Annotated in this window: 26 protein-coding genes; 15 read left to right on the forward strand and 11 right to left on the reverse strand. The window is 40.4% G+C overall.

Going from position 1 to position 20,730, the window contains the following annotated elements; genetic code table 11:
- Positions 1-13: 13 nt before the first annotated feature.
- Positions 14-634 carry a YhcN/YlaJ family sporulation lipoprotein gene (locus tag BLW54_RS18180; protein WP_074736138.1) on the reverse strand — a complete coding sequence of 207 codons (621 nt, stop codon included), beginning with the start codon at positions 632-634 and terminating at the stop codon, positions 14-16.
- A 136-nt stretch (positions 635-770) separates the two neighbouring features.
- On the opposite strand from BLW54_RS18180, the gene BLW54_RS18185 reads away from it, so the two are divergent.
- Positions 771-1,046: a YutD family protein gene (locus BLW54_RS18185; RefSeq protein ID WP_035511561.1), complete on the forward strand. Its 276-nt coding sequence runs from the start codon at positions 771-773 to the stop codon at positions 1,044-1,046.
- Between the two features lie 103 nt (positions 1,047-1,149).
- On the opposite strand, the gene BLW54_RS18190 is transcribed toward BLW54_RS18185, so the two are convergent.
- Positions 1,150-1,416, reverse strand: a complete 267-nt coding sequence (locus tag BLW54_RS18190; protein WP_035511559.1) for a DUF3055 domain-containing protein — start codon at positions 1,414-1,416, stop codon at positions 1,150-1,152.
- A gap of 177 nt (positions 1,417-1,593) precedes the next feature.
- On the opposite strand from BLW54_RS18190, the gene BLW54_RS18195 reads away from it, so the two are divergent.
- Both BLW54_RS18195 and nucF read left to right on the forward strand, forming a co-directional pair.
- Positions 1,594-2,031, forward strand: a complete 438-nt coding sequence (locus BLW54_RS18195; RefSeq protein ID WP_074736140.1) for a DUF86 domain-containing protein — start codon at positions 1,594-1,596, stop codon at positions 2,029-2,031.
- A gap of 24 nt (positions 2,032-2,055) precedes the next feature.
- The gene (gene nucF / locus BLW54_RS18200; protein ID WP_074736142.1) at positions 2,056-2,823 is read left to right on the forward strand and encodes a 5' nucleotidase NucF; all 768 of its coding nucleotides are present in this window, start codon (positions 2,056-2,058) and stop codon (positions 2,821-2,823) included.
- 74 nt (positions 2,824-2,897) lie between these two features.
- On the opposite strand, the gene BLW54_RS18205 is transcribed toward nucF, so the two are convergent.
- Both BLW54_RS18205 and BLW54_RS18210 read right to left on the reverse strand, forming a co-directional pair.
- Complete coding sequence (locus BLW54_RS18205) at positions 2,898-4,457, reverse strand: hypothetical protein (RefSeq protein WP_074736144.1); 1,560 nt, start codon at positions 4,455-4,457, stop codon at positions 2,898-2,900.
- Between the two features lie 237 nt (positions 4,458-4,694).
- Complete coding sequence (locus BLW54_RS18210) at positions 4,695-5,201, reverse strand: phosphatidylglycerophosphatase A family protein (RefSeq protein ID WP_035511548.1); 507 nt, start codon at positions 5,199-5,201, stop codon at positions 4,695-4,697.
- Positions 5,202-5,386: 185 nt separating this feature from the next.
- On the opposite strand from BLW54_RS18210, the gene BLW54_RS18215 reads away from it, so the two are divergent.
- Positions 5,387-6,352 (forward strand): 2-hydroxyacid dehydrogenase, encoded by a 966-nt coding sequence (locus tag BLW54_RS18215; protein ID WP_035511546.1) that lies wholly within the window; start codon positions 5,387-5,389, stop codon positions 6,350-6,352.
- Between the two features lie 39 nt (positions 6,353-6,391).
- On the opposite strand, the gene BLW54_RS18220 is transcribed toward BLW54_RS18215, so the two are convergent.
- Positions 6,392-6,613, reverse strand: coding sequence for a NifU family protein (locus tag BLW54_RS18220; RefSeq protein WP_035511544.1), 222 nt, complete (start codon positions 6,611-6,613; stop codon positions 6,392-6,394).
- A gap of 166 nt (positions 6,614-6,779) precedes the next feature.
- Between BLW54_RS18220 and BLW54_RS18225 the strand changes: the two genes are divergently transcribed.
- From BLW54_RS18225 to BLW54_RS18235, 3 genes are all read left to right on the forward strand, one after another.
- On the forward strand, positions 6,780-7,115 hold the full coding sequence (locus BLW54_RS18225) for a YuzD family protein (RefSeq protein WP_074736146.1): 336 nt from the start codon (positions 6,780-6,782) through the stop codon (positions 7,113-7,115).
- 66 nt (positions 7,116-7,181) lie between these two features.
- The gene (locus BLW54_RS18230; protein WP_035511537.1) at positions 7,182-7,412 is read left to right on the forward strand and encodes a YuzB family protein; all 231 of its coding nucleotides are present in this window, start codon (positions 7,182-7,184) and stop codon (positions 7,410-7,412) included.
- Positions 7,413-7,543: 131 nt separating this feature from the next.
- Positions 7,544-7,900 (forward strand): HesB/IscA family protein, encoded by a 357-nt coding sequence (locus BLW54_RS18235; RefSeq protein WP_035511536.1) that lies wholly within the window; start codon positions 7,544-7,546, stop codon positions 7,898-7,900.
- A 252-nt stretch (positions 7,901-8,152) separates the two neighbouring features.
- Here the strand turns inward: BLW54_RS18235 and BLW54_RS18240 are convergent, their stop codons facing one another.
- A complete protein-coding gene (locus tag BLW54_RS18240; RefSeq protein WP_035511534.1) occupies positions 8,153-9,139 on the reverse strand; it encodes an NAD(P)/FAD-dependent oxidoreductase in 987 nt (328 codons plus the stop codon).
- A 301-nt stretch (positions 9,140-9,440) separates the two neighbouring features.
- Here BLW54_RS18240 and BLW54_RS18245 point away from each other — a divergent pair, with 301 nt between their 5' ends.
- From BLW54_RS18245 to spsC, 3 genes are all read left to right on the forward strand, one after another.
- Positions 9,441-10,661: an NAD(P)/FAD-dependent oxidoreductase gene (locus BLW54_RS18245; RefSeq protein WP_074736148.1), complete on the forward strand. Its 1,221-nt coding sequence runs from the start codon at positions 9,441-9,443 to the stop codon at positions 10,659-10,661.
- Positions 10,662-10,899: 238 nt separating this feature from the next.
- Positions 10,900-11,217: a YuiB family protein gene (locus BLW54_RS18250; RefSeq protein WP_035511531.1), complete on the forward strand. Its 318-nt coding sequence runs from the start codon at positions 10,900-10,902 to the stop codon at positions 11,215-11,217.
- A gap of 185 nt (positions 11,218-11,402) precedes the next feature.
- On the forward strand, positions 11,403-12,083 hold the full coding sequence (gene spsC, locus BLW54_RS18255; protein ID WP_074736151.1) for a stationary phase survival protein SpsC: 681 nt from the start codon (positions 11,403-11,405) through the stop codon (positions 12,081-12,083).
- 45 nt (positions 12,084-12,128) lie between these two features.
- Here the strand turns inward: spsC and BLW54_RS18260 are convergent, their stop codons facing one another.
- Entirely contained in the window at positions 12,129-12,611 is a 483-nt protein-coding gene (locus BLW54_RS18260) for a divergent PAP2 family protein (RefSeq protein ID WP_035511530.1), read from the reverse strand.
- Positions 12,612-12,796: 185 nt separating this feature from the next.
- Here BLW54_RS18260 and BLW54_RS18265 point away from each other — a divergent pair, with 185 nt between their 5' ends.
- Complete coding sequence (locus BLW54_RS18265) at positions 12,797-14,272, forward strand: leucyl aminopeptidase (RefSeq protein WP_074736153.1); 1,476 nt, start codon at positions 12,797-12,799, stop codon at positions 14,270-14,272.
- Positions 14,273-14,541: 269 nt separating this feature from the next.
- Here BLW54_RS18265 and deoD read toward each other — a convergent pair whose 3' ends face one another.
- Both deoD and kapB read right to left on the reverse strand, forming a co-directional pair.
- Positions 14,542-15,252 carry a purine-nucleoside phosphorylase gene (gene deoD, locus BLW54_RS18270; protein WP_074736155.1) on the reverse strand — a complete coding sequence of 237 codons (711 nt, stop codon included), beginning with the start codon at positions 15,250-15,252 and terminating at the stop codon, positions 14,542-14,544.
- A gap of 91 nt (positions 15,253-15,343) precedes the next feature.
- The gene (gene kapB, locus BLW54_RS18275; RefSeq protein ID WP_074736157.1) at positions 15,344-15,724 is read right to left on the reverse strand and encodes a kinase-associated lipoprotein KapB; all 381 of its coding nucleotides are present in this window, start codon (positions 15,722-15,724) and stop codon (positions 15,344-15,346) included.
- 123 nt (positions 15,725-15,847) lie between these two features.
- Here kapB and BLW54_RS18280 point away from each other — a divergent pair, with 123 nt between their 5' ends.
- Together BLW54_RS18280 and BLW54_RS18285 are read left to right on the forward strand one after the other, a co-directional pair.
- Positions 15,848-16,042, forward strand: a complete 195-nt coding sequence (locus BLW54_RS18280; protein WP_035511525.1) for a hypothetical protein — start codon at positions 15,848-15,850, stop codon at positions 16,040-16,042.
- An 88-nt stretch (positions 16,043-16,130) separates the two neighbouring features.
- Positions 16,131-16,706, forward strand: coding sequence for a superoxide dismutase family protein (locus BLW54_RS18285; RefSeq protein ID WP_074736159.1), 576 nt, complete (start codon positions 16,131-16,133; stop codon positions 16,704-16,706).
- 167 nt (positions 16,707-16,873) lie between these two features.
- On the opposite strand, the gene BLW54_RS18290 is transcribed toward BLW54_RS18285, so the two are convergent.
- Both BLW54_RS18290 and BLW54_RS18295 read right to left on the reverse strand, forming a co-directional pair.
- A complete protein-coding gene (locus BLW54_RS18290) occupies positions 16,874-18,052 on the reverse strand; it encodes a MalY/PatB family protein (RefSeq protein WP_074736161.1) in 1,179 nt (392 codons plus the stop codon).
- A 427-nt stretch (positions 18,053-18,479) separates the two neighbouring features.
- Positions 18,480-18,722, reverse strand: coding sequence for a helix-turn-helix domain-containing protein (locus tag BLW54_RS18295; RefSeq protein ID WP_074736163.1), 243 nt, complete (start codon positions 18,720-18,722; stop codon positions 18,480-18,482).
- A gap of 168 nt (positions 18,723-18,890) precedes the next feature.
- Between BLW54_RS18295 and yugI the strand changes: the two genes are divergently transcribed.
- Both yugI and BLW54_RS18305 read left to right on the forward strand, forming a co-directional pair.
- Positions 18,891-19,274, forward strand: coding sequence for a S1 domain-containing post-transcriptional regulator GSP13 (gene yugI / locus BLW54_RS18300; protein ID WP_035511517.1), 384 nt, complete (start codon positions 18,891-18,893; stop codon positions 19,272-19,274).
- Between the two features lie 252 nt (positions 19,275-19,526).
- Positions 19,527-20,693 (forward strand): iron-containing alcohol dehydrogenase, encoded by a 1,167-nt coding sequence (locus BLW54_RS18305; RefSeq protein ID WP_035511515.1) that lies wholly within the window; start codon positions 19,527-19,529, stop codon positions 20,691-20,693.
- Positions 20,694-20,730: the final 37 nt, after the last annotated feature.

A 20,730-nucleotide genomic window follows, 5' to 3' on the forward strand; every position in this document is an offset into this window, starting at 1 on the left:
TATTGGGTTGTGATCAGTTTTCCATAGGGGTTTCTTCATTTCCGCCTGAATTTGTTCGCTCATGATCCGTTTCCTTTACATTCCCCTGTGGTGACTCTTTCATCTTTTTAATGATGCTGTTAATTTGGTCATTGTAGCCTTGATCATAAACTGTGGAATTACTTAAACTTTGGACATCACCAAAGGATGCTGGATTATCGGATACATACACGTGGTAAAAGCTTGGTACTAGGGAATACGCAGTTTTTCGCACCATATCGGCTGCTTTATTACGATCAAAGTCATTGGCTTTTTGGTAGGCGACAAGGACTTCATTATCGGTGACTACTGTGGCTACATCGTCAAATTGGTCGTAGCGTAAAACCATCCGGGAGATCATATCGGCCATTTCTTCACGGTTCACTTTGATTTCTCGATGTTCTTCTGATTCCTGGTCCAGCTGATTTTTATTGAAACGAACATAACCTACTTGACCATCTTTTGGTTTTTCATTATATCCATCCATAGCGTTTCCATTTAACGTATCATCGTCCATTTTGTTTCGGGCTTCTTCTTCTTTTGTCTCCTGGCATCCTGTTGTAATGAGGGTCAATATTCCAAAAAGGCTAATGGTTTTCCAAAATTTATTCAACATAATTCCTCCTTGAAGAGAGTGGTTTTGTCATCCTTAGATTTAGCATTTTTATAGGAAACATACCTGTTTACCTAATAAGGGTTTTCTCCGATTTGTAGAAATGTGATACACTAAATTTAGGATAGAGGTGATACATGTGATAGAGCTCTCTGGAAAAACATATGACATCTTAGAGGATTACCAGGAAGGTTTTCAACAGGAAGAAGTAGAAAGCCGTTTTAGTGATATTTTAAATAAATATGATTTTATCGTTGGTGACTGGGGTTATGGACAGTTGCGTTTAAAGGGATTTTATGATGACCAGAATTCCAAAGCCACGTTTGATACAAAAATCAGCACATTGGAAGATTATTTGTATGAATACTGTAATTTTGGCTGTTCCTATTTTGTATTAAAAAGGATTCGAAAATAAAAAACCGGCGCGCGTATACACGCACACCGGTTTTTTATATGGATTTAAAAGATCCTTTTGCTTCATAATAGACCGTGGAGATTTCATTATGCTTTGACACTTCTTATAGTAAGTACGGGAGGTAATTTCTAAGTTCTTCAGCTTCCACAGCACTTAGTTGAAACATGTGTTCAAGATGGCCATTTTCGTTGATTTTCTCATGGTCGAGTAAGGCTTGACGATTCTTCGGTAAGTTGATGACCATTGTTTGATTATTAAAATACTCTGCTTTCATGAGAGCAAGCTCAAAACGATGGCTGCCCGCTGTAAAAGAAACAAAACGGGTACTGGTGTTTTGAGTGATGTCTTCAAGAAGCGGACGTTCTGCCATGATGTATCATCTCCTGTTTGATGTAATTGTTTTTAACGTTGTCATCCGCTGCGGTTAAAAACTTTGGGTTTAGTATGCCCATTCACATGAAAAATAGTCCCATGGATAGATGAAAATACTGAAAATCATTTATGGTATGATAAGGGTAACAGCATTCTTTTTGAGGAGGTTCACGCATTGTATTTTGTTGATCGAGAAAAAATTGAAGAGATTTTATCATATATGGAAACCATTCAAGAGGAAATGACAGGGCGCACTTATGAGAACTTTATGGACCGACTTCTTTTGGAAAGGATCACCCATTTACATATTGAAGCCATTATTGATGTTGGAAATAAGATGATTGATGGTTTTATTATGAGAGATCCGGGCAGCTATGAGGATATCATTGACATTCTTACAGACGAACAAGTGTTATCTGATGTAGACGAAAAAGCTTATAAACCATTTATTAAACTGCGGAAGATGATCATTCAACAATATACAGAAGTGGACCATTCCCAAATAGAGACAGTTTGGGAAGCACACGGGGACACGATTAAAGCATTTCCAGAAAAGATCCGTCATTACTTGGATAATGAACTCGGACCAGTTTCGGCTTTTTCGAAAAGTTGAGAGAAGATGAAAGGTGAAAAGAATATGAAAAGGTATAAGGGATACTTGGTGGATCTGGATGGAACGATGTATAAGGGAAAACAAAGAATCGAGGGTGCTGCTGAATTTGTTGAACACTTAGAGGGAAAAGGGCTTCCCTTTCTGTATTTAACGAATAATTCTTCCAAGACGGCTGATCAAATAGCTGATAAATTAAACCATATGGGTGTTCGTGCCAAACCTGAGCAAGTTTATACAAGCAGTCTTGCAACCGCTGAATATATCAGCAGTGAAAAACCAGAGGCTCGTGTGTTTGCGATAGGGGAAGAAGGGTTGTTTGATGCCTTAGAAAAAAAAGGATTAAAGCTAGTGAAGGAACGCGCAGATTTTGTGGTGATGGGAATAGATCACGATATCAGTTATGAAAAACTGGCGCGTGCGTGTTTAGAGGTTAGAGCGGGTGCGGCATTAGTGAGTACGAACGGTGATATAGCTATTCCAACGGAAAGAGGACTGGTTCCTGGTAACGGTGCCCTGACCTCGGTTATATCTGTAAGTACAGGGGTATCCCCCATTTTCGTAGGGAAACCAGAACCCTTGATTATGTCCAGAGCTCTTAAACGCTTAGGGTATGAGAAAGAAGAGGTTTTGATGGTCGGGGATAATTACAACACGGATATAAAGGCGGGAATGACAGCTGGATTGGACACGTTGATGGTGGAAACAGGATTAAGTACCTTTGAAGAAATTAAACATTATGACCATCAACCTACCTATAAATATAAAGACTTACATGAGTGGATGCGAAGATAGACCTCTCAAATAGCTCTTTTACAAAAAAGACCAGAGCCTAACTCTGGTCTTTTTTGTGTATATTCCCCATAATTTTATAACAAATATGGACCGAAGATTACGGTGATCAAGAGTACATGGACCCCAATGAAATAGGTCAGTTGGACAGGGATTGACCAATCTTTTGTGGGGGATCCGATCTTCAACATGGCAAAAGAGATAAGGCCAAAGCTTAGTAAGTAAAGGATTGGACTGCCAGGAAAACTTAGGTATTCCGGCGCTCTGGAAAGAAGTGATTCTGAAAACAATAGATCTTTTGTCCATATGGCAGCGATTAGATAAATGAAAATGCCTGTATAAAGTACCCAGGAACGATCTTGATCCATGGCCTCTACTCTCGTAAACATAATAATAATCATAAAAAGCAGCGGCCATAAAAACCAAATGATTGAAATAAGCAGAGCAAATAAACCGGCTGACAGCATTCCAATGGTTTTTCCAGATGTGTGTAACAGCGCTTGCTTTGTAACTTGATCAGCTTTTGTTATTACCTCTGGCCGGCTGGAAGATACCAAAAGATTATGATTTTCTCCTCCATGATCCACCCAGATGATGGTATCTGGATTCACGCGTATAGGAAAATTGGAAAATGAGGGCGTATTGCTTAAACGCGTGACTTCTGTTTCGTTGTTATTCTTTATTTTAGCTTGATAAATATTGAATTGGGTATTTTCCCGAAATCGTGTTTCGGTCCACCCAGTTGCTTTAAAAAGCAAAAGCGTACCATCTTCCGTATATTCCATACTTAAATCAGATACTTCTCTTAATTCTGTGCTGGAAAAAGGATCAGAAAAGCTTAATCTATTTAAGTTGGGATCTTCCTCAAATGGTCCTTCAGCGTAATAGTAATCATTTTCAACCTCTCCAGATTGGCTTTGTTTTTGTAATGTGGAAACTAGAATGTGATACATGTTATTTTTGACCGTGAATTGAATATCACGTACTTCTTCTGAACCTTTTACTGCAAAAGCATTTTCCCCAAGTTTTTGCAGGTTGTTTCCTTTTACTTGGTAATATGTCAGTTGGTTTCCTTCTATAGATACCATACGGATTAGTAAATAAACTCCATTTTCTGTTTCTATCATTTTAAGCTCTGCTTTTGGATTAGCTAAGGTTAAAAGTGCTTCGCCTTCTAGTTGATGGGTATCTAAACGGAATAGCTTATCCTCATTTCTGTAGAAAGCCTCAGACTTTAAAGGGAAAAATTTTTGAATCTCACTAATTTTTTTCCCTGACTCTTCATCGTATAGGTGGTAGTAATCTGTATAAACGACTCTGTCTTCTTCTATGTAAAATTGTGTGAATTTATCTACAGGAATATCGTGATTTTTTCGTTCCACCTTTTCAAAGTCCTCATTATAACTATTCTCTTGAATTCCATTGGGGGTAAGGAAGGAAACAGTTGCATTTCCTTTCATCATTTTTGCATGAGGAGAGCGTAATATGGGCGTTGTTCCTATGTCCAGTGCACGACTCCAATTGTCATCAGGTGGCTCTGTCACCTTCTGGTAGTTATGATTAAATAGCAGAAGGACTGCTATACAAATGATCAGGGATGGAAGCAGCCATACCATCTTTCCTCTCCATTTTTTCATGCATTTCCCCCTTCCTTTTTTTATCTAATTTGCTTACGTGCGAGTAATTAAAAAAGTTTCAGAAAAATAAAAAGATTATTAGTCAAAGGGAGGAATGTGAATAATGGAAGGGGAGTTATGGGGTTCCTTCTTAATGTTGGCTGAATAGTCGGTCCTTCTTTTCAAAATAAAAAGTAGCTCAATGGTGAGGGACAATTTCTTTAACCCCCTGATTGAACTACTTGGGACTTTTAAACCTTAGTCTTCAGGATCTCCTGCAATACTGTGGGCGAGTCGGCTGGAAGCAGCAGCGGCAATGGCCCCGACAATATCATCAAGAAATGTATGACATTCCCCTGAAGATTTATCATTCAATTTTTGTAATATTCCTGGTTTTTGTTTATCAATATATCCGTAATTAGTGAAACCAATAGATCCGTATACGTTAACGATGGAAAAGGCGATAATTTCGTCTATTCCATAAAGGCTTTCATCCACTTCAATGGTGGACTGTAATGGTTCTTCAAGCATATTTTTTTCTGCCAGCCGATCCATCTGAATTCCAGTAATGATTGCATTTTGAACTTCTCGCTTTGTCAGTACTTTATTAACATTGAAGCGGCAATCATCCATAGACAAGTCTTCATGGTATTTGGACTGTAAGTAATAGACGAGATCTGCGATATCATCAATGGTGACCCCTCTATCCACCAGCCATTCCCTTGCTGTTTTCTCAAGAGTGGATACTTTTCTGTCTTCTGCCATAGTGAAAACCTCCCTGCTCATCATGACTTGCACTGTACCATACCCGCGTTTATTTTTACACAAACGATGGGAATTATGTATATTATATCAAAACTTTGTCAAGAAGGTGCAAAACGGAAATACTGAGCAGTGAGTAAATCGATGATGCTATGATAAAATGTAAGGAAACGAATGGAGGGATTCAATTGTCAAAGCCGAAAGTTTATATTACCAGAAATCTTCCAGATGAAATCATTGAGCCGTATAAAGGTGATTTGGATATTGAAATGTGGCCCGAAAAAGAAGTCCCTGTAGACCGCCACATATTGCTTGAGCATGCCCGAACATCCGAGGGGCTCTTGACAATGCTAACGGATTCGGTAGATAAGGAACTTCTTCAGCAATCGGAGAACCTCTCCATTGTAGCGAATATGGCGGTTGGCTATGACAATGTGGATGTGGTGAGGGCACGGAAGAAAAATGTAGCTGTCTCCAACACTCCTGATGTGCTCACAGAAACAACCGCAGATCTTACATTTTGTTTGCTCATGGCTACGGCGAGAAGATTAGTGGAAGCGAACCAATACATAAAAGACAATCAGTGGAAGAACTGGTCGCCACTCATGTTGGCGGGAAGTGACATTCATGGGAAAACAATAGGTATTGTTGGGATGGGCAGGATTGGTGAAGCCGTAGCTAAAAGAGCGAAGGGGTTTGGTATGAAGGTGCTTTATCATAACCGCTCACGGAAAAAAGAGGTAGAAGAAAATCTTGGAGCCATCTATACAGCATTTGATTCTTTGCTGGAACAAGCGGACTATGTCGTTTGTTTAACCCCCTTAACTGATGAAACAAGACACATGTTTGATGCTTCTGCATTTAAGAAGATGAAGACGGAGGCCTTTTTTATTAATGTATCACGAGGAGGGACCATGGACGAGCAAGCTTTGTATAGAGCAATCACAGATAATGAAATAGCAGGGGCAGGCCTTGATGTTTTTGAAGAAGAACCGATTTTATCTAATCATCCATTACTTGCGCTACCAGAAGTTATTTGCCTTCCTCATATTGGATCGGCAACGAAAGAAACAAGGTATAAAATGATGACACTCAGTTTGGATAACCTTGTCCGCCATTTCCAAGGGAAACCGCTATTGACACCAGTTACATAAAAAAGCCGCTCATAGGAGCGGCTTTTCAACATGGTTGTATTAAAAGACTTGTTCGACTTCGTAAATACCAGGTACTTCTTGTGCAAGTGCACGTTCGATACCTGCTTTTAATGTGATTGTGGAACTAGGGCAGTTTCCGCAAGCCCCCATTAGTCGCAGGCGAACGATCCCGTCTTCTACATCGACGAGTTCAACATCTCCACCGTCACGGAGTAAAAATGGGCGAAGTTTGTTCAGTACCTCTTGAACTTGTTCATGCATGTTCAATCTTCCCCTTTCTTAGTATTATTATAAAACGAAATGCAAAAAAAATCTATGGTCGTCTTTGTCTCTGTATTAAGATATTGAGAACTATTATCATTTTATCTTTTATGACTTCTTTTGTAAAATAGAAACCAATTGAAACCTTGAGGGGAGAAGGGTATCGATGAAGGATAAAGGAATTCGTGTGGTTGTTTATGGAGCAGATGTGAAATGCGCCAGCTGTGTGAACGCACCTGGTTCAAGGGAGACTTATGAATGGCTGCAGGCAGCTATAGGAAGAAAGTTTAACGACTCGCATATTATCTATGCTTATTATGATATTCATGAAGAGAAACAAGCTGACGCTGACCATTCTATAATTCAACAGATTCTGAATGGTGAGTTATTTTACCCACTAGTCATGATTGAAAATGAGGTGGTCACCGAGGGAGACCCCAGATTAAAAAAGGTTTATCAAGTATTGGAAAGACATGGGATAAAGCAGCTGGGAAATTTATAGCAGATTCTGACGCGGGTATGATATGATTAGGGAGAGTAGGGTTTCATCCAATAAGAGGTGAAACGGATGAATCCATTAATTGAATTCTGTATTAACAATCTGATCAGTGGATCTCAGGAAGCCAAAGAAAGGCTTGAAAAGGATCCAGATCTTGATGTCGTCGAATATGGTTGCTTACGTAACTGCGGACTATGTTCACAGACTTTATATGCTGTTGTAGAGGGAAATCGTGTTATGGCGGACACACCTGATGAATTAGTCGATAAAATATATGAACATTTGGACGAAACCCTATAACAGGTGTAGCCGTGCAATGAAAAGGTATCCTGATAGGGATGCCTTTTGTATGACAAGGATGATCTGGATATTTGATAAAAAGACCGCCCCTTTAGTATACTGAAAATAAGAAGAGAAAGGAGAGGCTTGGTATGATCCTGAACATCACAGAGGCCGCAAGTCATCAGATTAAAGAGATGATGAAAGAAGAAGGAGATGTACGTCTTCGCTTCGGTGTTAAAGGTGGAGGCTGTAGTGGATTGTCTTATGCCATGGGCTTCGAAGACGAGATTAATGAAGAGCTTGACTTATTAGAAGAATCCGGAGGAATTCCTATTGTTATCAATCGGCAGGATGCTGCTATTGTTGAGGGTACGACGATTGATTTTAAACAGAATATGATGGGGGGCGGGTTCACGATTGATAACCCGAATGCCATTGTATCCTGTGGTTGCGGTTCTTCCTTTAAGACGGCGACTAATGCGGGTACACCTGATCCGAACTGCTAATATATAGGGAACCTTTCTGTTTCATACAGAAGGGTTTTTGTTTTATTCAGGCATGGTATTTTTACGACGAATGTAGATCCACTATTTAAAAAGACCGCCCCATTGGTCACAAAACATCTAAATGAAATAACTATTGCTCTACACGGCATTCGGAGCGAATCGGAATGAATATCAATATAAGGATACGGCCATCTCCATCATAAATGAAAAGGAAGAAGTCCTTGGTGAAAAGCGGACTTCTTCCTTTTGGTTTTAGGAAAACATACTGGTTGAGTGTTTTGGTTGGACACGAGCTTTGGGATCCATGTAAGCTTTGGCGTTGTTGACGGCTGTTGGGCCTTCGCCAAAACCAGAAGCAATAAGCTTCACTTTACCTGGGTAGGTACATATGTCTCCAGCAGCGTAGATTCCTTTAATGTTGGTTTCCATTTTGGAATTTACAACGATACTGTTTTTATCGATTTCTAATGCCCAATCCTTTATTGGGCCAAGGGAAGAAATGAAACCATAGTTTACAATCACATCATCCACATCAATGGTTTCTACTCGATCGCCTTTTACTTCAGTTAACTCCACTTGTTCGATACGATCCTCACCAATCATTCTTTCAGGTGTAAAAGGAGTCATTATCCTTACTTTGGAGTCGTTTAACTGTGACACACTATGTTCATGTGCTCTAAATTTATCTCTTCTATGGACGAGGGTCACTTGTTCAGCAATCGGTTCCAGCATGAGTGCCCAGTCGACAGCCGAATCACCACCACCGGCGATCATAACCTTTCTGTCACGGAACTGATCCATGTTGCTGACATGGTAGTGCAGATTCGTTTGTTCAAAACGTTCGGTATCTTCCATTTTCAGTTTTCGTGGCTGGAATGCACCATTTCCAGCGGTGATAACAATGGTTCTTGTATAATGAACAGCTTTATCTGTTGTAAGCTTAATAGTTTCATCATCCATGCGCTCAACAGAGACAACTTCTTGATTTAAGGAAACCGTTGGGTTAAAGGCCATGGCTTGTTCTTCCAAGTTATCTATCAATTCTTGGGCACGCACTTTTGGAAAACCAGCGACATCAAAGATGTATTTTTCCGGATACAGGGCTGTTAGTTGGCCGCCAAGGTGTGGCAGGCTCTCTATTATATTGACGCTTGCTTCACGCATCCCACCATAAAATGCTGTGAATAAACCGACAGGGCCTCCGCCGATCACCGTTATATCATATATTTTTTCACTCATAATTTACCTCCTGATGGAAATTTCACTAATGTACATTCTATCATAAAAATTTTTATGATGGGAACTATGGGTCGATGTAAGCCCTTACAAACAAAGAGTTGTTACACAATTTCGATAAATTGATTAAGGGTTGAAAATCAAGGATAAAAGGTCTAATATGAGATCAGATCTTATATTAAGAACATTTTGTGACAAAATTCACCTGGAATAGATGCAGGTTTTTTTAATAGCTTCTTGTGTGAAAAGTGTCACAAGTGGAGAGTTAACGGATTTCATAAATAAAAGATGGAAGTGATTATTCATGAGAAACCCTAACATTGTCATTCTTGGAGCTGGTTATGGCGGAATTATGACAGCAGTTAAATTACAAAAGAGCTTAGGTGCCAACGATGCAAATGTAACCCTAGTGAACAAGCATAGTTATCACTATCAAACAACTTGGCTACATGAAAATGCAGCAGGTACCCTCCATCATGACCGTACCCGCATCCAAATTAAGGATGTTATAAACACAGGCAAAATCAAGTTTGTTCAAGATACAGTGACAGAGATTAAACCAGAAGAAAAGAAAGTAACGCTTGAAAGCGGTGAGCTTGCATACGATTATCTTGTCATTGGTCTTGGATTCGAGGCAGCCACGTTCGGCATCTCCGGATTGAAGGAAAATGCATTCACGATAGGAAGTATTAACAGTGCTCGCTTAATTCGTCAACACATTGAATATAACTTTGCAAAATACAACAATGAAGCAGTGAAAAAACAAGAACGCTTGAATATTGTTGTGGGTGGAGCGGGTTTCACTGGAATCGAGTTTGTTGGTGAGCTTGCGAATCGAATTCCAGAACTTTGCAAAGAGTATGATATACCACCTGAAGACGTACGTATTATTAACGTCGAAGCTGCTCCTACTGCGCTTCCAGGATTCGATCCGGAACTTGTTGAATATGCAATGAATTCTTTAGAAGCACGCGGGGTTGAATTCAAAATCGGTGCGATGATTAAAGAAGTTACAGAAAACAAGCTTGTCTTTGAAAAAGACGGACAACGGGAAGAAATTGAAACCAATACTGTCGTCTGGGCTGCCGGTGTTCGTGGTCATTCTCTTGTTGAGAAAGCAGGATTTGAAGCCAACCGTGGCCGTATTCCCGTTCAAGGTGATCTTCGTCCTGCTGGTTATGATGATGTGTTCATAGTGGGTGATTGTGCTTTGATTATAAACGAAGAGACAGGCCGCCCTTACCCGCCAACGGCTCAGATTGCTATCCAGCAAGCAGAACAGACGGCGGCGAATCTGACTGGCCTTATCAAAGGTGAGGACCATTTAGAACCATTTGAACCTGACTTGAAAGGTACAGTAGCATCCCTTGGTCATAACGATGCCATTGGGGTTGTATTCGGTGATAAGAAGTTATTTGGTTGGTCAGCAACGGCGATGAAGAAAATCATCGATAATCGTTACCTACTTAAACTTGGAGGTCTTCCATTACTTCTTAAAAAAGGTAAGCTTAATTTCTTTTATTAAATAGATGAAAGCGAAGGCAGCGACAATCTGCTTTCGCTTTTTTATGTTGAAAAGGAGGTAAGTGTTGAAGTTCAAAGGCATCTCCATTGGTAGTTTGGAGGACTACCTGGAATGTGAAGGGTTCCCTGATTCCGCTTAATCAATGATCACTAGGACTCTTGCGCTTTTTTTGTAACCGTTATAGAATGAGGTTTGGATTCGTTTGTGTTTTGTTGAACATACATAGGGGGAAACGTTAGTGAATATCGTGCAGTTCATTGTTTCAATGTTATTGTTTTTTGTTCTCTTTTTTGGAATTTCATTTTTATTAAATATGCTCCTGCGTTCATCATGGATTATGTCTTTTGTATACCCAATCATTGTTCTGTTTATCGTAGATAATTTCACTTGGACCCATTACTTCTCAGAACCGGGTACTGCATTTCCGGCCGTTTTTGGGCGGTTGGCAAATTTGAAAGTAGTGGATATTGTGATCCTGGCCAGTGGGTTTGCTGGAACGATTGTGGCAGGGATAGTCATTAAGAAACTTCGCAAAAGTGGATATCAAATGTTTTGAACTCAAGCTGCCAAAGAGTTATAACTCCTTGGCAGCTTTTTTTAGAGGCGTCAAAGTTCTCAGGATGGTGAGCGATTGGTGTAAAAATCGACGGAAAAGCTAACTGGCTTAATCGGACTTTTTGGACAGGTATATTTGAATAAAACAGGATAGGCTTGGACATGATTACACCTAGAGGTGATATCATGTCTAAACGCACGAAATCCGTCTTTTTCATTTTGTTGTTTCTTTTTGCTTTTTACAGTACTGTTTCTCATGTGACAAATCTATCTCTCTCAGATCTTGATGAATGGATGGCTGCTAAATTTAATAATAAAGAAACGCGTGATGTAGAAGCACTTATCTATAAAGAACAAGAGTTGTCTGAAAAAGGACTGAAAGCGAAAAACGCTCCACAGACTTATGTTTCCAGTGCGGTGGTTGAAGCTGTTCAGCTGCTTGAGGAATCTATTGACCTTAGTCAATATCCAAGTCGTGAGGTAGTGGCGACAGGTTATACAGCTGGTTATGAGTCGACTGGTAAAACGCCGGAACATCCTGCGTACGGGGTCACGTTTTCTGGAGTGAATGTGAAACGAGACTTGTACTCAACCATTGCCGCTGATTTAGATCTGTTTCCTTTAGGAACGATTCTCTTTATTCCGGGCTATGGTTATGGAGTCGTGGCGGATATAGGGGGAGCGATCAAGGGAAATAAACTTGATCTTTACTTCCCGACGGTAAATGACGTGTACCAACAATGGGGAAAACAAACGCTGGATGTTTATGTCGTTCAAGAAGGTACAGGTGAGATAACTGAAGAGGATTTGGAGAATTTAAATCAAGATGAATCTTTACAAGTGTTTCGCTCCCAAATACGCCAATAAAAAACTCTTCCGTAAAAGCAGGACGGAAGAGTTTTTGCTTTGCCTTTAATAAATGAGTGCATGTAAGAGAAACGTGAGTAAAATACCTGTAAGACCCCCGAAAAAAACTTCGATAGGCTGGTGGCCGAGCAGTTCTTTCAGTTCTTCTTTTTTCTGATATCCTTCTTTTTGCTGCCAGCTCTTGGCCTCACTTACAAACCTATTGAAATCGTTCAGCAGGATGTTCAACATAATGGCTTGTTCGCCTGTCTGCCGTCTAACCCCCGTGCTGTCAAACATAACAATAATACTGAATACACAAGCGATAGCAAAGACGGATGAGCCAAACCCTTGTTCGATTCCCACACCTGTAGCTAAGGCTGTAACGGCAGCAGAGTGACTGCTTGGCATACCACCTGTGCTAAAAGCGAGACTCGTGTTAAGTTGTCGGGAAGCGATAAATTGAATCGGAATTTTGATGATTTGGGCGAAAAAAATAGCCGCGATCGATGCCCAAAGAGGGAAATTATGCAGTAAATCTAATAGCATCATGACATCCTTTCTTACTTTTCGAGGGGTAGAAATGAAATTTTATGTAGTCTGTCAAAGCTTTCATATAGTATAGAAACAAAGTCATTATACCATATTTTCACCAGACAGAGCGAAGGATGATTCGGTATTAGGAGTCAAAAATCTTTTCTTTATGTATACTTGATGTGGAGGTGCTTAAATAAATGTTTACAGTGACAAATGAATGGAATAAAGGTCAGACTCTAATGGTTGGACTTTTTGATGAAAAAGAGAAAAAGAGGGAGGTTTTTCGTAAGATTGAAAGTTTGTTTGGAGTGGATTTGAGAACATATATGGAGACGGATGATCTATCTTCTCATAAGAACCATATCGAAAAAGTGCTCATACCGAAGAACGAAGGATTAGTAAGAATTTATTTTCTTGGTTTAGGCTCTTCTCAAAATCTTGGGGAAAATAACTATAGGAAAATGATAGGCCGTTTGTTTAAAAAAATCGATTCTGATCATGTTTTATCTACGGCTATTCTGCTAGAAAGCTTTACACCTGATCATTGGAGTAAGGAAAGGTGTTCGTTACTCATTGCTGAAGCCATGTTGACTTCTACATACCGACTTCCAACATTCAAAACAGGTAAACAGACGGATGTGGAAGATAGAGAACTTACGATATGGACAGAAGAAGATTCCATTATCATCCATAAATCTCTTGAAAAGGGTCGTGCTTTAGCCGACGGGGTAAACACAGCGCGATATTTGACCCATCTTCCTGCGAATGTTTTGACTGCTTCTGAGATGGCTGAATTTGCCACAACGATGGCAGAAGATTATGATTTTGAGTTAGATGTTTTAGGAAAAGAAGATATGGAAGAGCTCGGGATGGGGGCTTTGCTCGCAGTCAATCAAGGATCCGTAGAACCGCCAAAAATGATTGTCCTTAAATATCAGGGGATGGAAGAGTGGAAAGATATTACCGCTCTTGTCGGGAAAGGCATTACCTACGATACCGGTGGTTATTCGATTAAAACGAAAACAGGGATGCTTGGGATGAAAGGAGACATGGGCGGAGCTGCAGCTGTCCTTGGGGCTATGGAAACCATTGGTCAAATGAAACCAAAAAAGAATGTCATCGCTGTTATTCCTTCCACAGATAACATGATTTCCGGAAATGCGTTTAAACCGGATGATGTGATCACATCGATGAGTGGGAAGACGATCGAGGTGCTGAATACAGATGCTGAAGGTCGCTTAGCCCTTGCTGATGGTGTGACTTACGCACAAAGCAAGGGAGCAGATCGTATTATTGATGTAGCCACTTTGACAGGTGGAGTTGTGACTGCCCTTGGTTCATGGATGACAGGGGCTATGACAAACAACGAGGATTTTTATAAAGAAATTGAAAACGTTGGAAAGTCTGTAGGAGAGCCTATTTGGCTTCTTCCTTATAATGAAGACTACAAAGCACAAGTAAGAAAAAGCGACATTGCAGACTTAAATAATTCGCCAACAAGAAAGGCTCATGCGGTTATGGGTGGAGCTTTTGTGGGGGCGTTCGTAGAAGAAGTACCTTGGGTTCATTTGGATATTGCTGGTACTTCTGTAGTTGAAGGCGCTCATGATTTAGGGCCCAAAGGACCGACAGGTGTCATGGCCAAAACACTGTCAGGATATATTATAAGTTAACCACCCCCCTTCCTCTTCTGGGAGGGGGTTCTTATCTTTTAACAGACCATTACCGGGCACTGAGTATAAAGGTCTAGAAGGATCTAAATGTTTCGGTTGGCTGCTGGACAAAGTTCACAAGGGCCCTTTTGAGGTCAGGATGAAAGAGTTTGGGTAGAGAAAGGATAGACAGGAAGCGGAGTACAGATTTGCGCAGTGAAATCATAGTAAAAAGCACCCGCTACAAGTATAGGGGTGCCTGTTTGTGTTTCCTATTCAATACAGTCGTATTAGTCTTGGATGGCAGCTTCCAGAGCGACTTCAATCATCTCATTGAATGTTGTCTGACGTTCTTCGGCTGTTGTTTCTTCACCAGTCAGGATATGATCGCTTACGGTTAGAACGGATAGCGCTTGTCGGTTATACTTCGCTGCTAAAGTATATAAGGCTGTTGTTTCCATTTCTACAGCCAGAACATTATATTTAGCCAATAAATTGAAAAGGTCCATCGCTTCATCGCGATAGAAGCTGTCACTTGTAAATACATTACCGACACGCAGCTTTAATCCTTTGTCTGTACCGGCATCATAAGCGTTCTTTAATAGGTTGAAGTCAGCTGTTGGAGCGAAGTCAATGCCTCCGAATACCATACGATTCATTTGAGAATCTGTTGTTGAGGTGGAAGCAAGGATGACGTCACGTACTTTTACGTCACTTTGCAGCGCGCCACAAGAACCAACACGGATTAACTTCTGAACCCCATAGCTGTCCATTAGTTCATTAACGTAAATAGAGATCGATGGCACTCCCATGCCTGTTCCTTGAACGGAGATTTTTTCACCTTTGTAAGTACCAGTATACCCATACATGCCTCGGACTTCGTTATAGCATGTTGCGTCTTCTAAAAAGTTTTCGGCAATATATTTTGCTCGGAGTGGATCACCAGGAAGAAGAATCTTTTCTGCAATTTCTCCGGGCTTTGCGCCGATATGTGTTGTCATGGATATGACCTCCTCCATTACTTTTGACTATATAAAATTACCATACCCTCTGGCAGAAAACAAATTCAAAAAAGCGCTCTCATCATCGCGCTTATCCGAAATAGTGGCTTTCTAAATCATCCAGCTGTTGCTTAGCGCTCTGATTGAATTCCGTTTCTCTTCTGGTCAATTTCGTTTTCAAGGCAAGAACAGCATTTTTTAGGGATTCCTCATATGATGGGATTTCACCATCATACGCCTTGACCGCTTCTTTTTGCACGTTTGCTTTTTCGTTATAACTTAACGCTTTGCGTTGATGAAAAAAGACATTCTCCGTTTTGCCAGGATTATGGAGGTCCCCTTGCATCGGATGTTTTTGAACAGCAAGAACTTTAACTAAGTAAAAACGGTTGCGGTCTTCCATGACTTCTCCAATATAGATACCTGTTTTATAATGAGCTGTGACGATGGTTCCATTTTGTATATCTGACATAAATCCACCCCTCCTACAATCTCTTTCTATTGTAACAAAAAATGAAAATATGTAGATATCGTGAAGGACTTCAAGGGGAGGACTGGTTTCTGATATACTGGGTTTAGAAGGATGTGTTGCACTATGATGGAATTTCTTTACTTTCCTCAAGATAAATCAGAGTATATCCCTGCTGTTATCATGTTGCTGCTTTTTATTGTCGGTGCTGCTGTAACAATGATCTGGATCATAAGAGCTTCTCAGAAAGAAGAACAAAAAATAGATCAGACCTACAATGTAGAACAAAAGGTGAAACAACGGAACAAAGAGCCACGTTAAGGTATAAGCCAGAACGTGGCTTTGTTATATTTTTCTTCAACAATGGGGATACTATCCATGGAATATTTCATGGAACGGAGGATCTTTAATGAAAGTTATAATCGGTGTATTGAGTGCATTATTACTGGTGGTCTCAGGGTGCTCCGGCGAGGAACGATCCCCGTTGAAAACCTCCATCTATAACGCCGACAACGATAAAATAGGAACGGCAACACTAACAGAGCAGCCAGACGGTGTACAAGTGAAGCTGAAGGTAGAGGGACTGGAACCTGGCATGCATGCTGTGCATGTTCACGAGTTTCCGAAATGTGAAACTCCTGACTTTAAAAGTGCGGGCAATCACTTTAACCCTCTATCCAAAGAGCACGGACTAATGAACCCCAAAGGTGCTCATGTTGGTGATATGCCAAATGTCGAAGCTGATCAAAGTGGTATGATCGATACAGAATTAATGCTGCCTGAAGCGAAGATGAAGGAAGGCCAAAAATCATTATTACGTGATGAGGGGACTTCGATTGTCATTCATAGTGGACAAGATGATGGGATGACACAGCCGGCGGGAGACGCAGGAGAGCGGGTTGCATGTGGTGCCATAACCCTTAAAGCGGATGAAGATGAGGCAAGTGACCCCACTGAACCAGATAAAAAGCAAGAAGGAAATTAAAAAAGCCTCCCCATAGGAGAGACTTTCAGCTTGTAGAGAACCCTAAATTCTCTACAAGTTTTTTTGTATATATATTTCCATGATGGAAGGAGGATGAGCTACCAATACCTTCGTTAGCTAAGCCCATTCTTGCTGAGAAAGCGTTCGCCGTTTTGTTCTGAATTTCGTTATTTTTCTTTATCTTGTACGGCTTTAACCATTCGCGAAACGCCTTCTTCGATGATTGATTTTGGCGCGGCGATATTAAGGCGCATGAAGCCTTCTCCTTCTACGCCGAAAGAGGCCCCGTCATTTAATCCGACCTTTGCTTCTTTCTGCATAAAGGATTTCAGCTCACTTTGAGTCATTCCTAACTCCCGACAGTCCATCCATAACAAATAAGTACCTTCTGCTGGAAGAACTCGAATAGAGGATGTTTCGCTATGGAAACGGTGAATGACATAGTCACGGTGGCTTTCTAATACTGTATTTAAATGATCAAGCCATTCCTCACCATGCCGGTATGCGGCCTCCATTGCCGTTACTCCTAGCGTATTGAGCATCATCATTCCTTGGTTTTTAAAGTGACGGTCGACTTTCTTTTTATCTGAATCATTGGGGATGACTAGATATGAGGCTTGCAATCCTGCCAGATTGAAAGTTTTGGTTGGTGAAAGACAGGTAATGGTTTGATTAGCAGCCTCTTTAGATAAACTAGCGATTGGTATATGGACATTTCCTTTATAAATAAGGTCTGCGTGAATTTCGTCCGCCACTACTTTTACATCATGTTTCAAACAAATATCCATCATTCTTTCTAATTCTTCTTTAGACCATACTCGGCCGACAGGATTATGAGGATTACAGAGAATGAACATGGTGACCTGATTTTCTTTTATTTTTTTCTCAAAATCATCAAAGTCTATGTTGTACCTTTCCTCATTCAGATAAAGTGGATTTTTGACTACATGCCTGCCATGATCTTTAATCACACTATAGAAGGGAGGATATACAGGTGTTTGAATAAGGATGTGATCACCAATTTCAGTAAGTGACTGGATAATCATGTGCAATGAAGGGATAACTCCAGGACTATAAGAAATCCAATCGGCGTGAATTTCCCATCGATGACGATTTTCCAACCATTGAGTAATTTCTTTTTTCACTAGGTCATCAGGGATGGTATATCCGAAGATTCCGTGTTCTACTCTTTCTTTTAAAGCTTCTGTTACAGCCCGTGGGGTTTCGAAGTCCATATCTGCCACCCACATAGGCAATACGTCTTTGTCTTGATATAAGTCTTCTGCCATATCCCATTTAACAGATCGTGTTCCTTTTCTTGGTACTACTTTTTCGAAACGTTCCATTGTCTTTCCTCCTAATACTCCGCTTTTTATCTATCATACCCGAATTTATGGATGGAATGAAACTAAGCTGTTTGTGGATGATATCTGCGTTAAGGGGATGTCCGCTATCACTTTGGATCGATATGTGGTTGAATGGTTTCCATTATATAAAGGATTCATATTCCTTCATTTTCTGAGTCTGTAAAATAAAATTCCAAATTCCTAAAAAACCCAAAAAAAAAAGCAAAGCGAATGTTCGCTCTGCTTACACAGGGGGAATACGAGAAAGTCTTACGTTATTTAATATAACCCGTTTTCATAGATTATAAACCTTTTTTTATTATTTTACAGATTTAAATCGAAAAGAAGCTTCATGGCTCTAAGAACATCTTGTTTCCAAGAAGCCAGCGCCTTTTTTAATAGGGAGGAATGTTTGATGTCGATTTCATTAATGAGGTTCTTTCAATTCAGAATCCATCTCCTCCGTATTCTTTTCTTTGTTTTCCAGTAAATCAGAGGCAGGAATATCAAGGACAGTTGAGATCTTAAGAATTGTATCCAGTTTAGGCTCCCGTTCGTCAGATTCATAAGCTTCTAGAGTTTGAATACCTATTCTTGCTTTAAGAGCGAGCTCCTCTTTTGTGAAGTTCTTCAACTCCCGGTACTTACGTATATTGTTTCCGGTGGACATTGAAATCAGCCTCCTCTTTTCTTTCCTATATTATACCATTTTGTAAGGGTGAAGATTTTGAACGATTTTTGAAGAATATAAGTTTCTTTGCTAAAAGGCCCCTTTTGTGGTAAAATCATTTATTGCGTGAAAAGAAGCGAATAATAAAAAATCAGGAGTTGTATAGAAATGTCAGATAAGTTTCAAGAAGGTCAAGTATTAGAAGGTAAAGTTACAGGAATTCAGCCATACGGTGCATTCGTTGCACTTGACGAACAAGTACAAGGTCTTGTCCACATCTCTGAAGTTACACATGGTTACGTGAAGGATATCAATGAGCACCTTTCTGAAGGAGATGAAGTACAAGTTAAAATTCTTAACATTGATGAAAAGAGCAACAAATACTCTCTTTCCATTCGTGCGACACAAGAAGCACCTAAAGCTGTACGCCGCCCTCGTAAGCAAGCAGTAGCACCTAAGCAGGAAGAATCCACAGCTGGTTTTAACACGCTGAAAGATAAGCTGGAAGATTGGATCAAACAATCCGACGATCGAGAAAAATTCCGTAAATAAGACAGCAAAAGGACTTGTCCCATGGACAGGTCCTTTTTTGCATTTAGCGGGTTCACCTACAAACCAATGAGTCCCAGTCGGCTGCTCCGCAATGCAATTCAGCCAAATCATTAAAAAACTTTCTTTTTTTATCCATTCGTTCATAGCTTTAACGCAAGTGAAAATATTATACAAGTTGCATATTCTTTGAGAATACTTTGTAAATCGGGGATAATAGGATGGCACGCATAGATGAGAAAGGGGTATGTTTACATGGATGCTTTTAAATTTCATAATCCAACGAAATTAATTTTCGGTAAAGACCAAATTAGCCAGTTGCCGTCAGAACTTCCAAACGGTACAAAAAAAGTGCTGATCGTTTATGGTGGAGGAAGCATTAAGAAAAATGGTGTTTATGATCAAGTAATGGAACAACTCAATAAAGTGGGTGTAGACGTTCTTGAATTATCAGGAGTCGAGCCTAATCCAAAATTGACCACCGTTGAAAAAGGTGTCGAAATCTGTAAAAAAGAAAACATTGATTTCCTTCTTGCTGTAGGGGGAGGAAGCGTTATTGATTGCACAAAAACGATTGCTGCAGGGGCGAAATATGAGGGAGCTCCATGGGATCTCGTTACACGTAAAGCCACACCTGATTCGGCCCTTCCTTTTGGTACTGTATTGACTCTTGCAGCTACAGGTTCAGAAATGAATGCTGGGGCAGTCATTACGAACTGGGAAACGAATGAGAAATATGGATGGGGAGCCGCCCCATTAACGAACCCAACCTTTTCAATTCTGGATCCTGCCTATACGGTCAGTGTACCAAAAGATCAAACGATTTACGGTATTGTGGATATGATGACACACTTGTTCGAACAATATTTCCACAACCCTACCCAATCTCCTGTCCAGGACGAAATGATTGAAGGTGTTCTAAGAACTGTGATCGAAACAGCACCGAAATTACTGGAGGATCTCGAATCACTTGAACATCGCGAAACGATTCTGTATGCAGGAACGGTAGCGTTGAATGGAATGCTTCAAATGGGCTATCGTGGAGACTGGGCTAGTCATAACATCGAGCATGCCGTATCAGCTGTGTATGATATTCCTCATGCAGGCGGGCTGGCTATCTTGTTCCCTAATTGGATGAAACACAACTTGGATGTGAACGAAGAGCGTTTCCGTCGTTTGGCAACGAAAGTGTTCGGTGTCAACCCTGAAGGTAAGAGCGATCGGGAAGTGGCTAAAGAAGGAATTCAGGCTTTACGACAATTCTGGAGTTCAATCGGTGCACCAGAAACCTTGGCGGATTATGAAATCGGAGACGATCAATTTGATGTCATCATTGATCGCGCTATGAAACGTGGTCCATTTGGTAATTTCAATAAATTGCATGATGAAGACGTCAAAAACATTTTGGAAATGTCTAAATAAAGATTCATGTGGAAGGAAAGTTCAGAATGTACTCTGA

The sequence above is a fragment of the Halobacillus karajensis genome, from assembly GCF_900108515.1.
Lineage (GTDB): Bacteria > Bacillota > Bacilli > Bacillales > Halobacillaceae > Halobacillus > Halobacillus karajensis.

What these genes read in the sequence shown, in the direction of transcription:
- BLW54_RS18290 (WP_074736161.1), bottom strand. Translation starts at nt 18,052, where the DNA reads ATGGAACGTTTCGAAAAAGTAGTACCAAGAAAAGGAACACGATCTGTT.
- BLW54_RS18190 (WP_035511559.1), bottom strand. Translation starts at nt 1,416, where the DNA reads ATGGCAGAACGTCCGCTTCTTGAAGACATCACTCAAAACACCAGTACC.
- BLW54_RS18305 (WP_035511515.1), top strand. Translation starts at nt 19,527, where the DNA reads ATGGATGCTTTTAAATTTCATAATCCAACGAAATTAATTTTCGGTAAA.
- BLW54_RS18210 (WP_035511548.1), bottom strand. Translation starts at nt 5,201, where the DNA reads ATGGCAGAAGACAGAAAAGTATCCACTCTTGAGAAAACAGCAAGGGAA.
- BLW54_RS18180 (WP_074736138.1), bottom strand. Translation starts at nt 634, where the DNA reads ATGTTGAATAAATTTTGGAAAACCATTAGCCTTTTTGGAATATTGACC.
- deoD (WP_074736155.1), bottom strand. Translation starts at nt 15,252, where the DNA reads ATGACAACACATATCGGCGCAAAGCCCGGAGAAATTGCAGAAAAGATT.
- BLW54_RS18245 (WP_074736148.1), top strand. Translation starts at nt 9,441, where the DNA reads ATGAGAAACCCTAACATTGTCATTCTTGGAGCTGGTTATGGCGGAATT.
- BLW54_RS18260 (WP_035511530.1), bottom strand. Translation starts at nt 12,611, where the DNA reads ATGCTATTAGATTTACTGCATAATTTCCCTCTTTGGGCATCGATCGCG.
- BLW54_RS18205 (WP_074736144.1), bottom strand. Translation starts at nt 4,457, where the DNA reads ATGAAAAAATGGAGAGGAAAGATGGTATGGCTGCTTCCATCCCTGATC.
- nucF (WP_074736142.1), top strand. Translation starts at nt 2,056, where the DNA reads ATGAAAAGGTATAAGGGATACTTGGTGGATCTGGATGGAACGATGTAT.
- BLW54_RS18240 (WP_035511534.1), bottom strand. Translation starts at nt 9,139, where the DNA reads ATGAGTGAAAAAATATATGATATAACGGTGATCGGCGGAGGCCCTGTC.
- BLW54_RS18265 (WP_074736153.1), top strand. Translation starts at nt 12,797, where the DNA reads ATGTTTACAGTGACAAATGAATGGAATAAAGGTCAGACTCTAATGGTT.
- kapB (WP_074736157.1), bottom strand. Translation starts at nt 15,724, where the DNA reads ATGTCAGATATACAAAATGGAACCATCGTCACAGCTCATTATAAAACA.
- yugI (WP_035511517.1), top strand. Translation starts at nt 18,891, where the DNA reads ATGTCAGATAAGTTTCAAGAAGGTCAAGTATTAGAAGGTAAAGTTACA.
- spsC (WP_074736151.1), top strand. Translation starts at nt 11,403, where the DNA reads ATGTCTAAACGCACGAAATCCGTCTTTTTCATTTTGTTGTTTCTTTTT.
- BLW54_RS18280 (WP_035511525.1), top strand. Translation starts at nt 15,848, where the DNA reads ATGATGGAATTTCTTTACTTTCCTCAAGATAAATCAGAGTATATCCCT.
- BLW54_RS18285 (WP_074736159.1), top strand. Translation starts at nt 16,131, where the DNA reads ATGAAAGTTATAATCGGTGTATTGAGTGCATTATTACTGGTGGTCTCA.
- BLW54_RS18295 (WP_074736163.1), bottom strand. Translation starts at nt 18,722, where the DNA reads ATGTCCACCGGAAACAATATACGTAAGTACCGGGAGTTGAAGAACTTC.
- BLW54_RS18230 (WP_035511537.1), top strand. Translation starts at nt 7,182, where the DNA reads ATGAATCCATTAATTGAATTCTGTATTAACAATCTGATCAGTGGATCT.
- BLW54_RS18220 (WP_035511544.1), bottom strand. Translation starts at nt 6,613, where the DNA reads ATGCATGAACAAGTTCAAGAGGTACTGAACAAACTTCGCCCATTTTTA.
- BLW54_RS18225 (WP_074736146.1), top strand. Translation starts at nt 6,780, where the DNA reads ATGAAGGATAAAGGAATTCGTGTGGTTGTTTATGGAGCAGATGTGAAA.
- BLW54_RS18235 (WP_035511536.1), top strand. Translation starts at nt 7,544, where the DNA reads ATGATCCTGAACATCACAGAGGCCGCAAGTCATCAGATTAAAGAGATG.